General features: G+C 54.5%; 12 protein-coding genes. 3 read left to right on the top strand and 9 right to left on the bottom strand.

Annotated elements, in window-relative coordinates:
- Nucleotides 1-360: 360 nt before the first annotated feature.
- Both AABA21_RS02045 and AABA21_RS02040 read left to right on the top strand, forming a co-directional pair.
- Nucleotides 361-1536: a S53 family peptidase gene (locus tag AABA21_RS02045; protein WP_338247290.1), complete on the top strand. Its 1176-nt coding sequence runs from the start codon at nucleotides 361-363 to the stop codon at nucleotides 1534-1536.
- 193 nt (nucleotides 1537-1729) lie between these two features.
- Nucleotides 1730-3139 (top strand): spinster family MFS transporter, encoded by a 1410-nt coding sequence (locus AABA21_RS02040; protein ID WP_338247289.1) that lies wholly within the window; start codon nucleotides 1730-1732, stop codon nucleotides 3137-3139.
- Between the two features lie 211 nt (nucleotides 3140-3350).
- On the opposite strand, the gene AABA21_RS02035 is transcribed toward AABA21_RS02040, so the two are convergent.
- The 5 genes from AABA21_RS02035 to AABA21_RS02015 all read right to left on the bottom strand — a co-directional run bounded on the left by AABA21_RS02035 (nucleotide 3351) and on the right by AABA21_RS02015 (nucleotide 8367).
- Nucleotides 3351-4232, bottom strand: coding sequence for a carbohydrate ABC transporter permease (locus AABA21_RS02035; RefSeq protein ID WP_338247288.1), 882 nt, complete (start codon nucleotides 4230-4232; stop codon nucleotides 3351-3353).
- Nucleotide 4233: 1 nt separating this feature from the next.
- Nucleotides 4234-5181, bottom strand: coding sequence for a carbohydrate ABC transporter permease (locus AABA21_RS02030; RefSeq protein ID WP_338247287.1), 948 nt, complete (start codon nucleotides 5179-5181; stop codon nucleotides 4234-4236).
- A gap of 52 nt (nucleotides 5182-5233) precedes the next feature.
- Complete coding sequence (locus AABA21_RS02025; RefSeq protein WP_420917085.1) at nucleotides 5234-5743, bottom strand: type 2 periplasmic-binding domain-containing protein; 510 nt, start codon at nucleotides 5741-5743, stop codon at nucleotides 5234-5236.
- Nucleotides 5659-6600 (bottom strand): extracellular solute-binding protein, encoded by a 942-nt coding sequence (locus AABA21_RS02020; RefSeq protein ID WP_338247285.1) that lies wholly within the window; start codon nucleotides 6598-6600, stop codon nucleotides 5659-5661. The genes AABA21_RS02025 and AABA21_RS02020 overlap by 85 nt, the downstream gene beginning before the upstream one ends.
- 285 nt (nucleotides 6601-6885) lie before the next feature.
- On the bottom strand, nucleotides 6886-8367 hold the full coding sequence (locus AABA21_RS02015) for an alpha-N-arabinofuranosidase (RefSeq protein WP_338247284.1): 1482 nt from the start codon (nucleotides 8365-8367) through the stop codon (nucleotides 6886-6888).
- A gap of 289 nt (nucleotides 8368-8656) precedes the next feature.
- Here AABA21_RS02015 and AABA21_RS02010 point away from each other — a divergent pair, with 289 nt between their 5' ends.
- Nucleotides 8657-9676, top strand: a complete 1020-nt coding sequence (locus tag AABA21_RS02010; protein ID WP_338247283.1) for a LacI family DNA-binding transcriptional regulator — start codon at nucleotides 8657-8659, stop codon at nucleotides 9674-9676.
- A 29-nt stretch (nucleotides 9677-9705) separates the two neighbouring features.
- On the opposite strand, the gene AABA21_RS02005 is transcribed toward AABA21_RS02010, so the two are convergent.
- The 4 genes from AABA21_RS02005 to AABA21_RS01990 form a co-directional block, all read right to left on the bottom strand.
- On the bottom strand, nucleotides 9706-10566 hold the full coding sequence (locus AABA21_RS02005) for an alpha/beta fold hydrolase (protein WP_338247282.1): 861 nt from the start codon (nucleotides 10564-10566) through the stop codon (nucleotides 9706-9708).
- A gap of 23 nt (nucleotides 10567-10589) precedes the next feature.
- Nucleotides 10590-11225: a hypothetical protein gene (locus tag AABA21_RS02000; RefSeq protein WP_338247281.1), complete on the bottom strand. Its 636-nt coding sequence runs from the start codon at nucleotides 11223-11225 to the stop codon at nucleotides 10590-10592.
- 91 nt (nucleotides 11226-11316) lie between these two features.
- Nucleotides 11317-12300 (bottom strand): NAD-dependent epimerase/dehydratase family protein, encoded by a 984-nt coding sequence (locus AABA21_RS01995; protein ID WP_338247280.1) that lies wholly within the window; start codon nucleotides 12298-12300, stop codon nucleotides 11317-11319.
- Nucleotides 12301-12565: 265 nt separating this feature from the next.
- Nucleotides 12566-13927: a cytochrome P450 gene (locus AABA21_RS01990; protein ID WP_338247279.1), complete on the bottom strand. Its 1362-nt coding sequence runs from the start codon at nucleotides 13925-13927 to the stop codon at nucleotides 12566-12568.
- Nucleotides 13928-13977 lie beyond the last annotated feature (50 nt).

Genomic DNA, 13977 nt, shown 5'->3' with positions numbered 1-13977 from the left:
TTGAGTAGCCCAATATGGCTATGTTTAATTATGTTTCAGCATGTTTCAATATAGTCCATGTTATCCTATAGTCAACCGTAAGTAAGCAGTGGTTCTTTAAAGACGGGCCGGGGAATGGGCAGGCGTCTTTGAACCGGCTTATCTTCGATGCAAGGATCCAACCCGTAGGTGCTTGCAAGCAGTTCCCAGTTCCTCATACTCATGCCCGGCGTAGGATTGCTGTCAGTTATATAGATGGGGATCAATTAATACGGACAAGAGGTTGTAATGTTGAATTCACATAAGGAAGCTAACCTGGGCCACAATAGAGAGTGTGCCCCGCTGTCTGGTTTTTATCGATATTTGCCTATTGAAAGGGCGATGACAAGAAAAAAGGCCGCCAACATTTTATTTTTTACCCTTCTGTTGCTTGTTCTATTGATACCCGCCACTATCCTCCGCCTCTCGAACAGCAGTGCTGCCCATATCCTCAACGGGATGAAAAAACCACAGACCCACATCACCATGGGTGAGACGGGTTTCACCCATATGAAGCAGGCTGCTAAAGCTTCACCCACGGGCCTGACTCCGCAGAACTTGTGGAAAATGTATAATTTGCCTGGCATCAATGGCGGTAAGGGACAGTTGATCGCTGAAGTGATTGATGGGGCGATTCCTACCATGGAATCGGACCTCAACGCCTATAGCCGCCAGTTTGGTCTGCCGGGATGTACCGTGGCCAGCGGTTGTCTGACCATCAAGAATCAGGGTGGCCAGTATATTCCCAACGGCAGCGATCCCGCCGAGGGTCTACTGGATGTACAGCTCATGCACGCTGTAGCTCCTCAAGCCAAAATTCTGGTGTATATCATGAATAGCAATAATACTTCTATCGCGGAGGGCCCATCTGAGATTATCAAGACTCCAGGACTCAAGGCGATTAATATGAGTTATGGCTTTGATGGCAATGGCAAGCAATTCGCGGCCCTGTATAATGACAATCCCAATCAAGTGGCCATGTTTGGCGCCTCTGGCGACAATGGTTATGGACAGATTACCCCGCCATCGATTTACCCTGGTGTGATCGCGGTTGGCGGCACTGTTGTCAATGGAACTATTGAGACGGCCTGGGATGGTTCTGGTGGTGGCCTTTCTAAACTGTATTCTGAGCCATCCTATCAGACGAAATACGGTATCCCGCGGGCCAAGGGCTTCCGTGGCAACCCCGACGTGGCTGCTGTTGCCGGTTCGCCCGTAGCCATCTACGAGTTAGGCAAGTGGCAGACCGAGATGGGCACCAGCGTGTCGGCACCGATCTGGACCGGCATTGCCGCACTGGTCAATAAGCCGATCACCAATGAGCTGCTCTACGGCCTGGCCAAAAGTCAGCCCAACTCATTCAACGACATCACCTCGGGCACCAATGGCAAATGTGGTTTCTACTGCACCACTCGTCCCGGCTATGACTACGTGACAGGTCTGGGTACTCCTAAGAACTTCGTCGCCAATGTCAACACCCTGACGGCCGCGCAGGCTGCCGCCCTTTCACAACCCTAGTTTTATGCAGACAGCACCTCTTCTTATTCTCCTCGCGAAAGGGGCATCTTCAATGACGAAGATGCCCCTTTCATGTGCCTTCCATTGAGAATATTTCTTGTCCCATATACAATCTACCTCCTATTATGTTATGGTAGAGGTGGCAATCCCATTTTCGATATCAACGTTGTGATATTCCTACAGGGAGGTGGATATGCGGAAGATCGCGTCTTCCCCAGAGGTATCTGTCGCCGCAACAGGTACACGCTCGCGTTATCCTCGCTATGTATTTTCAATTTTCTTTACCATCAATCTATTGAACTTTCTGGATCGCAATATTTTTACGGGCGCCTCAAACGCTATCGCTAAAGACCTGGGTTTATCGCTGGGGCAGGTTGGCTATATTGCTTCCGCTTTCCTTATTGTGTATACCATCGCGACGATCCCGTTGGGCTTATGGGCCGATCGCGTGCCGCGCAAGAATGTCGCCGCAATATGCCTGACCATCTGGAGCATTGCCACGGCCTGGACCTCCCTGGCCACAAGCTTTGTCATGATCTTTCTGTCGCGTATGATATTAGGGATAGGTGAGGCGGGCTACTATCCAGCAGGAAGTGCCCTGCTCAGCGATTTCTTCAGCCGGGAGAAGCGGGCGCGCATCATGAGCTGGTGGGGCGTAGCTCAATATACCGGTATCTTCCTTGGCTTTGCCGTTGGTGGTGTGCTGGGTGGCCTGGGACTATGGCGCCAGGCCTTTCTGGTGGCAGCGGCGCCGGGACTGGTGATGACCTTTCTGGTCTGGCGTATTCGCGAGCCGCGTCGCAACCAGGCTGATGAGGAGGCCATGCTTGAGGAGGGACGGCTTCCTTCCATTGAGCGGGAGCAGCCAGCACTCACGGAGCGCGCGACCGCTGTCAAAGAATCGATCCTCAAGCAATGCTGGCACCTCCTGCACATCAAAACGCTCCTTGTGCTAACGGTGGTGCAGATCTTCGCCTTCTTTGTGCTCAGCGCGAACGTGACCTATCTTCCACTCTATCTGCAGCAGGCCGATACCTTTCATCTGAGCCAGCAGTTTACAGGCATCTACTCGGGCGGCGTCATCGTCCTGGCGGGCATCGTCGGTAATCTCTCTGGCGGTTATATCAGCGATCTGCTGGGTCGCTATTTTAAAGGGGCTCGCGTCCTGGTCTGCGGACTCTCTTTCCTGATCAGCGCGCCCACCTTTATCGTTGCCGTGCTGGCGCGTGACTTCACCCTCTTTACCACCTTCCTCTTTATTACAGTCGTTCTCTTCTCAATTTATGGTGGACCCTGTACCGCCGCAACGCAGGATGTCGTCCCTTCATGGCTGCGTTCATCCGCCATCGCGGTTACCATGCTACTGGCCCATGTGTTTGGCGACGCCTTCGCGCCCGCCATCATCGGCGTGATGGCCACTAACTTCGATCCCACCCATGGACAGCATTTTCTGCACAACATGGCTGGTGGAGACCTGGGGCAGGCTCTTCTGATCACCTGTGCCCCCGCGCTGGTCATCTCTGGCATCGTCGGTATCATTGGCGCCCGCTGGCTGCAGCGCGACATCGCCGCCGGTGATGCCCTAGAAAAAGCCAGACAATAACGACAGATTATAAAGATGTGGTGGTCCGGCGTGCAGTGTGCACGCCGGACCACCACATCTTTATAACCTGTTATAGTTTTTTATGAGTTGGTGCATTGGAGGCGCATTCGCGCCTCCAGCACCAACTCATAAAAAACAGAGGCGGCCACGTATGCGAACGCCTGTGCGGGGGCGCTCACGCGCCCCAGTAAAAAGTGTGTTTGACGCTCTCTTATCCTTTCAGGCCGGTACCGGCGATACCTTCGACGATCTGTTTCTGGAAGAACAGGAAGACGATCAAGACCGGGATACTGCCGATGACGGCGGTGGCCATGATCTGGGCATAGCGAATGCCGAACGAGGTCTGCACCGTGGCCAGTCCGACCGGCAGGGTCATCATGTTGTTGCCGGTGATGACGATAAACGGCCAGATAAAGTTGTTCCACGAGGTGACAAAGGTGAATATGGCGACGGCGGCGATCGCCGGACGGGCTAGCGGCATCCAGATGCGCCAGTAGACGCGTAGGCGACTGGCTCCATCCAGAATGGCCGCCTCCTCCAGCTCATGGGGAATGCCGTCAAAGTATTGCTTGAAGATAAAGACGGCTACCGGCGATGCGATCTGAGGCAGGATGATGCCCCAGTAGGTATCCACCATATTGAACGCCTGCATCTGGGTGAACAGCGGCACGATCAAGATCTGGCCGGGTACCATAATGCCTGCTAGAATGATCCAGAAGACCAGGTTGCGGCCCTGGAAGCGAACGCGTGAGATGCCGAATGCCGCAAGGCTGGCCAGGATGACCGTCAATACACTGACCGCGATTGATGTGAGCGCGCTATTAAATGTCCAGCGCGGCAGATTGCTGGTTGCCAGGGTCGTAATAAACGCATCCAGCGTAAAGTGAGAGGCGAACCAGGAGACCGGGACCGTTGTTGTCTCGCTCTCCGGCTTAAGCGCCGTATCGATGGCCCAGGCCAGCGGAATCAGCCAGATCAGAGCCAGCAGGACCAGTAGAGCGAAGGCGGCCCAGTATGCTATTTTGCCCCGGGAATTGCCTGTGCGTGGCGCCACTTTTTCAGGCGCTTCAGCCTGTATCTGTTGTGCGGCCATCTTATTGCTCCTTTCGATCGCGGTTATACAAAACAAACTGAATTACTGAGACCAGCAAGATGATGACGAAGAAGACATAGGATATGGCCGAGGCATAACCCATGCGGAACGAGGTAAAGCCGGATTCATAGATATACTGAATAATGGAGCGCGTCGAATAGTTTGGTCCGCCAGCCGTCAGCAGATAGGTCTGGGTGAACAACTGCAGCGAGGCGATGACCTGCAGAATCACGATCAGGGCCGTGAAACGATTGAGCAGGGGAATGGTAATCCAGCGGATGCGGGCCCAGCCACCGGCTCCATCGATATTGGCGGCTTCATAGAGCTCGCGAGAGATCTGCTGCATACCGGCCAGGTAGAGCACGAAGTTAAATCCGACTGTCCACCAGATCGTCAGGATGACCACGGCGAGCATGGCAACATGGGTATCGCTCAACCAGGGAACTTCCTGCAAGCCGAGCGAGGTCAGGGTGCCATTGATCAGGCCAAAACCGGGTTGATAGAGCCAGCCCCAGATAATTGTTACCACCGATACTGGCAGCACAAAGGGAGCGAAGAAAATGGTGCGGAACAATCCCTGCGCGGGGATCGCACGATTCACCAGCAGCGCCAGGATCAGCGCAATGGCGACCAGCAGCGGCGTACTGATAATGGTAAAGAGGATGGTATTCCAGAGCGAACTCCATACTGCCGCATCCCCAAATAGCTCCTGATAGTTCGCGATACCGAGAAATTGCGTGCCGCCCTTGCCGATCGTCCAGTTGAAAAAGCTCATGCGGAAGCCGAGAATGATGGGCCAGATGACAAAGATCGCGTAGACGATCAAAAACGGTAGTACAAAGCTCAGCCCCACCAGGTTGGTGCGCCAGCGATTACGCTTCCTGGCGTCCTCTACACGCTGCTGCAGGGCGGGTGCATTCAAGCCTTCTTTAAGCGATACGTCTGCCATATCAGCTCCTCTCTTTGACAACAATGTCAGCCAATAAAAAAGATGTACCGCACTACATCGGGGCGGTGAGGCTCAGCAGCTTTTGCAGCGACGCCTTAAACTGGTCCAGTCCCTGTTGTGGCGTAAACTGTCCCGCCAGCACCTGCTGGAAGGCAGAGCCAGCCTCGTTTTCCAGTTCTGAACCGGAGCCACTGAACCAGGCGATCGGGTCAACCGTGGCGGCCGAGGCCACACTGGCATAGTTCGATTGTGGTTTGAGCTGTTTATACTGGGCATCGGTTGTCACCGGCAGGTAGGCAGGGATATGACCGCCCTGCGCCCAGGTGAAACTGGTCTTGAGCATATAGCTGATAAACTCAAGTACGGCCGCGCGGGTGTTGGGATCGACGGCGCTCTGGCGCGGTAAGATAAAGGCGTGGGAGTCGGCCTGCGTATGGTATTGATCAAACACTTTGGGGAATGGCACCATATTGAATTTCAGACCCTTCTGAGCAATAAAGGTAGAAACCTCCCATTCGCCGTTCCAGTGGAACGCGGCCTTCCCACTACCAAAGAGCGCCACCGCGCCGGCGTAGTCAATCGTGGGGGGGCGACCTTACTTTTGGTGGTTAGATCAGCCATAAAGGAGAGCGCCTGTATGGCTTTGGCATCGTCGATGATCATCTTCTTGCCATCGGCCGAAAGCACCTGAGCACCCAGTTGAGAATACAGGGAATAGAAGAGGCGCCAGGGGGTCACACCCTGGTCCTCAAACGCCACGCCCGCGCTCCCCGTTACCTTCTGGGCGCTTTTAAGTGCATCGATAATTGCGGCGGTTCCTTCCATCGGTTTGAGGTTGCCGGATCCATCAAGCAGTCCAGCTTTCTGGCAGATATCCACGTTGTAGTACATCACGAAGGGATGGGTATCGAGGGGAATGGTATAGAGCTTGCCATTGTAGTGGGCGCGCTCCCAGATATTGGGCAGGAATTTATCTTCGGTAATGCCAACCTTTGCCAGCTCATTAAGGTCAAATGGATCCAACAGATCCTGAGCGGCATAGATGGGGACGCGTGTCATGTGCGAGATGGCGACGTCGGGCGGACGACCACCGGCGGCCGCCATGGCCAGTTTCGTATAGTAGGGCGCTCCCCAGGCCAGCGTCACTGATTCGAGCTTGATACTGGGATGGCTCTTACTAAAGCTATCCTCCATCTGTACCATACGCACGCCATCGCCGCCGCCAAAGAGGTTCCAATAGGTAATGTTGGCGCTTAACTGTCCTGCGTTCGCAGCCGGGGTGCTACAGGCATTGAGCAGGCTGAGCGCCGCCGTACCGCCAAGTCCTAGCGCGGTGCCGCGCTGCAACAATTGGCGCCGTGTCATGCCCTTGGTTGTGTTGTGCTGCATGCCAGGTCCTGTATGGGGTTCTGAGGTCATAGAGCTTCCTCCTGAAACTCATCGCAAATATTGCTACTACAGCGCTACAGTGGACTGTAAGAAATAAGCGCGGCTGACTATGCTCCCGTCACCCTGCTTCGTCGTAGATAGCGCAGAACGAGAAGGATCTATCAGCCAGTCGATTTCCAGGCTCAGATGGCTTATATAGGAGGACCGTAAGAGAAAAAGGATTGTATTAAATGATGATGTGGAGAGGGGAGGGAGGGAACACAAACAGCGGTCGTGACCCCCCTGATCCTCTCCTCATCAGGCAAACTGAATAGGCTATTCTACGTGTAAACGCAGGACGGTAAGTGAGTGGGCGGGAAAGGTATACGTAAGGGCCCCATTCGCGAGTTCTAGCTGGCGCTCCTGTACAGTGACGGCGTCCGGCTGTTCAAAAGAATTGCTGGTGTTGGGATCTGTGGCGTTGACCTGGTAGAGCCTTCCCTGACTGATGGATATGGGATCGGCAAACTGGATGGTCGTGCTATGATCCTCTTCCTGGTCGCGATTGACGACGGCGATCGCCAGCTCATGGCCTTCCTGATCGCTGGTAACTGACACATCCAGGACATTAAAGGGTCCCAACGAGGCAATAGATTGTGGCCAGCGCGATCTTTCCTGATCCTGCGTCAGCGTGAGCTGTTTGCAATCAACATAGGCATCCAGCGCGACCTCCTGCATCTGTTCCGCGTAGATGCGCAGTGGATGGTAGATGGTCTGCAGGAACAGACCTTCTTTGCTGGTAAAGATGGGAGCGATCACATTGACCATCTGGGCCAGGTTGGCCATTTTGACGGTATCGCTATGACGCACAAAGCTGTTGAGGTATGAAGAGACCGCCAGAGCATCGGCCAGGTCATAGCGTTCCTCAAGGGCGCTTTCGGCGCTGCGCTGCCGAAACCAGACGTTCCATTCGTCGTACGCGATGTGGATCGGATGGTCTATTTTCTGGTTGAAGCGCGCACGTTCGATCGTAGCCTGGCATGTCTCCAGGGCGAAATCGACCAGGGCCGGGGCCAGCACGTTGCTATAATAATCATCGCTGCCGGTATAGAGGTGGAGGCTATAGTAATCCATCAATGGTGCCAGGCCATCGATCACGGTCTGATCCCAATCGTTCCATCCATTCTGGCCGCAACCGACCAGTTTTATGCTGGGATCGGTCCACTTCATCACCTTGGCGAACTCGCGCGCCTTTTTGACATAATCTTCCGCGCTGAGGTGGCCGATCTGCCACTGGCCATACATCTCGTTGCCCAGTCCCCAATACTTGACATTGTAGGGTTCGGGATGGCCGTTCTGGCGGCGCAGATTGGCCCAGTAGGTATCGCCGGTGCCATTGCAATACTCGACCCAGTCGCGGGCCTCGTCCATGGTGCCCGTACCCATATTGACACAGATGTAGGGCTCAATGTTCATCACTTCGCAGTAGCGCATGAACTCATCGGTACCAAAGTGGTTGTTTTCCACCGAATGCCAGGCCAGCTCTAAGCGGGCCGGGCGCTGCTCCACCGGACCGATGCCGTCGGTCCAGCGATAGCCGCTCACGAAGTTGCCGCCGGGCCAGCGTAAGATAGGATGATGGAGCCCTTTGACCGCCTCCATAACATCTTTACGAAAGCCATGTTCGTCGCTGAGGGGGGAGCCCTCCTCATAAATACCGCCGTAGATACAGCGGCCAAGGTGCTCAATGAAGCCGCCATAAATATTCCTATCAATGGTTCCAAGGCGGCGAGCCGTATCAATTTTTATGCGTGCCAAATGCTGTCTCCTTGCGTTTTTGTCACAACCTTGTCACAAGTTTTGGGCGCTCAAGCATCTGCAGATGAGGGTTTTGCAACGTTGCAAGAAACATACCATATAAAAATCGCATTTGTCAATATTATTCATGTTTCATTCTGTTTTTTATTGACGGAAAAAACATTTTGATGGTATAGTTTTGATAACGTTGCAAAGCTCCTGCACCCTGTATCTGTTTTTTGTTTTTCGATCTGTTTAATCTCTGCTACAATATGCTGCATATCTGATTGGAAGGATTGGGGGTTGACCTTTGGCTGTCACACTAAAGGATGTCGCGCTCAGGGCTGGCGTCTCAATACGAACCGTCTCGAATGTAGTAAATAACTATCCCTACGTTACTCCTGAGATGCGTGAACGGGTCAAAAAAGCCCTTGAAGAGCTACAATATCAGCCGAATCTCTCCGCCAGGTATCTGCGCAAGGGGAGCTCAGGCATCATTGCCTATGCGATCCCTCATTTGAGTAATGTTTATTTTTCCGAGATCGGTGAAGCGATTCTCGCGACGGCCCATGAGCGCTCCTATACCGTCTTGATTGATAGCACCAAAGGCAGGGAGAGCGAGCGTCAGGTGTTGCAGGGGTTGACGCCGCACCTGATCGATGGCGCCATTTTGAGTCCCTTCGCTTCAGAACCGGAGGACCTGGCACCGCGTGCTGGATCGATTCCGATAGTGTTGCTGGGTGATCGCATCTACGATGTGCCCTATGATCATGTGACATATGACAATGTGGCGACCGCACGCATGGCGACCCAGCACCTGATCGGTCTGGGTCGCAGGCGCATCGCCGCCATTGGGGTGCAGGAATCCGACTCACGTGAGACCGCCACGTCCCGTCTGCGTCTGCGAGGCTATACTGAAGCGCTGACCCAGGCTGGTCTCCCGGTTGATCCCCATCTCATCATTCGAGGAATATCTGTTTTTAGTCGCAGCACTGGAGCGAAGGCGCTGCGCCAGTTGCTGGCCCTCGATACGCCGCTGGATGGCGTTTTCTGTTTCAATGACCACCTGGCCCTGGGAGTGATGCGTGCCATCCACGAAGCGGGCTATCGCGTGCCTGAAGATATCGCCGTTGTTGGTTTTGATGATATTGAAGACGGCCGCTACTCAGTCCCCTCCCTTACCACCATCTCGCCCGACAAGGAAAAGATCGGCTACCTCGCCACTACCTTCTTACTGGGACGCATCGACGGCACACGCACCGGTCCCCCGGAACGTGTGGAAGTCCCGTGCCACCTCATCGTGCGCGAAAGTACAGTCGGAAACCGATAGGTTCGGAGCTTGCCTCCGATTAATCTTCTTTATTCATTGAGGAAGCGTTGGATGACATCGCAGAACAGCTCGGGTTCGTCGTCGGCGATGTCGTGTCCGCTGTGCCCGAAGGTGACCAGTTGCGCGTGCGGGATCTCCGCCAGCGACTGGCAGTGGTGGCAGGGGATAATCGGGTCCTGTTTACCACAGAGCACCAGGGTAGGAACGCTAATATCATGTAACCGCTCCGCGAGTAAGGAACTGGCGAACATACCCTCGGCGGCCTGTTGCCGGCTAAGCTGGGCCGGATTGAGTGGAGCGACCATCAGTGGCTCGTTATCTTTGAGGTAGATCCAGACAGCAGGGCGTAGGTTGTACCAGCGATAGCCGGTTTGCTGGTTGCTACCCTGAGCGGCTTGTGCTTTAAAGGCAGCGATCTCCTGCGCCCACCTGGAATGGTTGGGGCTGGCGATCGATTGTGGGTTCTGCAGCATACGCCGACCATCGGCGGTGGTACTGCAGACGATAAGGCTTTGCAGACCTTCTGGATGGTTGAGGGCGTAGAGTAGTCCGGTGTCCCCACCCGATGAGCCGCCAATAAAGGTCCAGCGCGGTATGCTCAGGTGCAGGCGTACCTTTTCCAGGTCCTCTACCAGGCATGGAAGGCCTGCGTCTTCGGGTGATCTCAATGGTGAAGACTGACCCATGCCTCTCGGATTGACAACTACCAGGGTACCCGAGGCACGGAGGAGGGCCTGTAAATACGAACTATTTTTCAGTGACGAGAGTGTATTGCCCTCTGTGGGAGCGAAGGGATGGGTGACGCAGAGAATCGGCGGCTGATCGCCAGCTACAAACACTTCGATGGTTGTCTGCCCATCAATCGCTACCAGCAACTGTTTGACCGACATCGTTGTGGCTCCTTCAGTGGTGCTTACTCATCTTCTTTTTGCTGTAGCGTGTTGTCTTCCGGGAAGGTATCTTCTCCAGCAGTAGCTTCTCCGGCGATCCAGTTCTGCGCCAGTTCTTCGGCGCTGAGTGCCGGTAGTTTGCGCAGTTCGCGCGGAATAAAGTAGCAGACGAGGCTGATCAGGAAGGCGCCGACCATCAGATAGATCCAGCCGTCAAGCGCTCCCAGTCCAAACTGGGACATGACGAGGATGCCACCGGCACAAAAGATCAGGCCGAGCAACACTGTCAGGATGCGGATAATCAGTCGGCTCCACCAGGGGATGGCCTGTCCATAGGCCTGTTGAAAGAGGCGATGTCGTTCTGCCTGCCGATAACGCTGGATGTCAGACAGGGCGGGCGCCCTGAAACCATAAGAAATACAGATACCTCCACCAATGATAAACGCTAGAAAAGCCAGCAACAGGAATAAGTGCAGCAGTCTGCCTGGCTGATTCACGGCCAGCAGAGATAGAGGATGATCAATATAGAGTGAAATCAATCCCAGTGCGCCTAATCCGCCGGTAATGATCATTAAAAGTCCATAAATAGGATAATAGCGACGGCGATGCATCAAGCGCTGTCTATATTGGTCAAGATCAGGATTTGATGGTGCAGACAAAACGTTTCATACCTCCTTATTGTACCCCCCTTATCTTACCCCCCATATATGATAAACGTTTTGTATCTACTCAGATGGTACTAGTTTCATCCTATTTCATTCCCAGTAGCTGTATCTCATGCTCAAGGGTTTGCGTCAAGCCTTCTTTGAGGAGACGCGGCTGATAGCCGAGCTCGCCCCTGGCTTTAGCGTTGTTGCCGATATAGGTAGTGCCGGCGTTAATGCGTAGGTATTCGGCGCTGTAGTCATCCGGCACAGGGGTAACCCTTTCAACTACCCCCATGATCACGCTCAATGCCTTCATCACGGCGGGCGGAACAATCATGCGGGGCGCGGGCACACCAGTGATCTCTTGGGCCATATGCATAGCATCGACCAGGGTGTGGGTCGGTCCGGCGATGATATAGCTCTCACCGACCTTACCCTTTTCCATGGCGAGGATATGACCACGTGCGATATCTTCGACGTGGGCCCAGGAGAAGGCCGTGCCTCCTGGTAGCATCGGTAGTTTACGCTGCAGGTACTGGATAAACGTTGTGCGCACGCTGCTGGTATCTTCTGGCCCATAGATCAGACCTGGTTGCACGATGACCAGGGGCAGTCCCTCGGCGATCATCGGATCGGCCACTTCATAGTGGGCCACCCACTTGGTGCGGTCATACTCGCTTAGGTGCTGTCCCGTAAAGTGGTATGTCTCATCCACCTCTTTACCGTGGGTATCGGAGTTCACAGCCAGAGTGCTCGTATAGACCCCTTTCGGGATGCCCAGCTCTTTCATGAGTTCCAGTACATTGCGTGTACCCTGGATATTGATCTTTTCGCCAGCGCTTTTATCCTTGACGCCTACCTTGTACCAGCCAGCGATATGGAAGACACCATCCGTGCCGCGCATCGGCTCATGCATGCTCTCCTTATCTGTCACGTCACCCTGGAAAACACGTACACCCAGTCTGACCAGTTCTTGAGCCTTCGCCGGATTGCGCACGACCGCCACCACCTGGTGACCGTCCTTAACCAACTGGCGCACAACATGGCTTCCGACAAAGCCAGTTGCACCTGTCACGAAATATTTCATCTATCTTTCCCTCAACATGTTCTGTATTTTGCTCTAGCTGCCTACATGTCACCCGCTTTAAATGACCATGGGTCAATTATAATTGACCCATGGTCATTTGTCAAGAAGCGTTACCAAAACGATCACGTGTACGAGAAGTCGAACGTAGATGGCAGAGGGTATAATCGAGCGCGAGACATGAATCGATGAGGAGATGGCGTTGTTGATGGCATATGGATGTCCGGGAACGGGGCTGCTGCGCAGCAAGCGCCCGCGAGGGGCGCACCTACGAGTGGAGGTGGCGTTGGTGGAGGGTCATTTTGACGCCGTATTGGGGACGCAGGGTGACGGCGGGCTGGAACTTGATGCGTGCTCGCGGGGCCAGGTTCGCTTCCCAGTGCTGGGTGAGGGTGGCCAGCAGCAGGATGCCCTCGGTCCACGCGAATGCTTCACCGATACAGAGGCGTGGACCACCACCAAAGGGGAAGTAGGCGAACTTTGGACGTGTCTCCCGGGCTTCGGGTGTCCAGCGTTCGGGATCAAACTTCTCGGGATCGGGATAGAGGCTGGGATTATGATGCACGACGTACTGGCTCATGACGACCCGTGATAGGCGGGGAATATGGATGCCACGCAGGTTGGTGTCGCGGATGGCGATGCGGTCGATGGCCCAGACTGGTGGGCAGAGGCGCATCGCTTCCGTCAGGACTTTTTCTGTATAGGTCAGGTGGGGGAGATCCTCGATGCTGGCTGTGCGATCCGCCAGTATGCTATCGACTTCTTGCTGCAGTTTCGCGCGCACCTGTGGATTTTTCGCCAGCAGATACCATGTCCAGGTGAGGGCATTTGAGGTTGTTTCGTGACCGGCCAGAAACAGGGTCATCACCTCATCGCGCAGTTGCCGGTCATCCATGGTGCTCCCATCTTCATCTCGTGCCATGAGGAGCATCGATAAGAGATCTCCCTGGTCCGATCCCTGGCGCCGATGCTCCTCGATGATGCGATACACCACCTTGTCGAGCTGGGCGCGGGCGCGACGCAGACGCGCATTGATGGGCAGCGGTAGCCGTTCAACCAGCTCGCCCAGCGGCGAGAGTCCTAGCTTGCGAAAAGCCTCCATCGCGGTCACCAGCGCAGCCTGCACCGTATCGGCCTCCTGTGTGACGTCAGCGTTGAACAAGGTCTTGCCAACGATGGTAAGTGTGAGCTGCATCATCTCCTGGGACATATCGACGGTCTGGCTATCCCTCCACGTGTGTGCCTGTTGTTGGGCGGCCTCGGCCATAGAGCGAGCATAGCCTGCGATGCGTTTCCGGTGAAAGGTCGGTTGCACCAGCCGACGCTGCCGCCTGTGCGAATCGCCATCATTGGTAATTAATCCATTGCCAAGCATACGGTCGAGCATCATGACGCCATGGCCTTTGTGAAAGTTTTCATGCTGCACAACCAGCAATTCACGGATGTCATCTGGATGAGCGAGGAAAAAGACCTTATCACGCCCTGTCTGCAGGTAAAATGCATCTCCATATTTGCGTGCCAGGCGCAGAGGCGTATTTAGTGGATCGTTGGAGAGGATGAACGACAGGCTTTCACTTTTGTTCAAGCGCGGAACAACGCGGGTCGACTCGGCCGAGATATGTTGTGCCATGGCAGTATCTCTTTGCACCCTTTCTGCTTTCATAGATCCATATGCACCTG

Source organism: Dictyobacter halimunensis (assembly GCF_036245075.1).
This window is presented reverse-complemented; position numbering and strand designations above follow the sequence as displayed.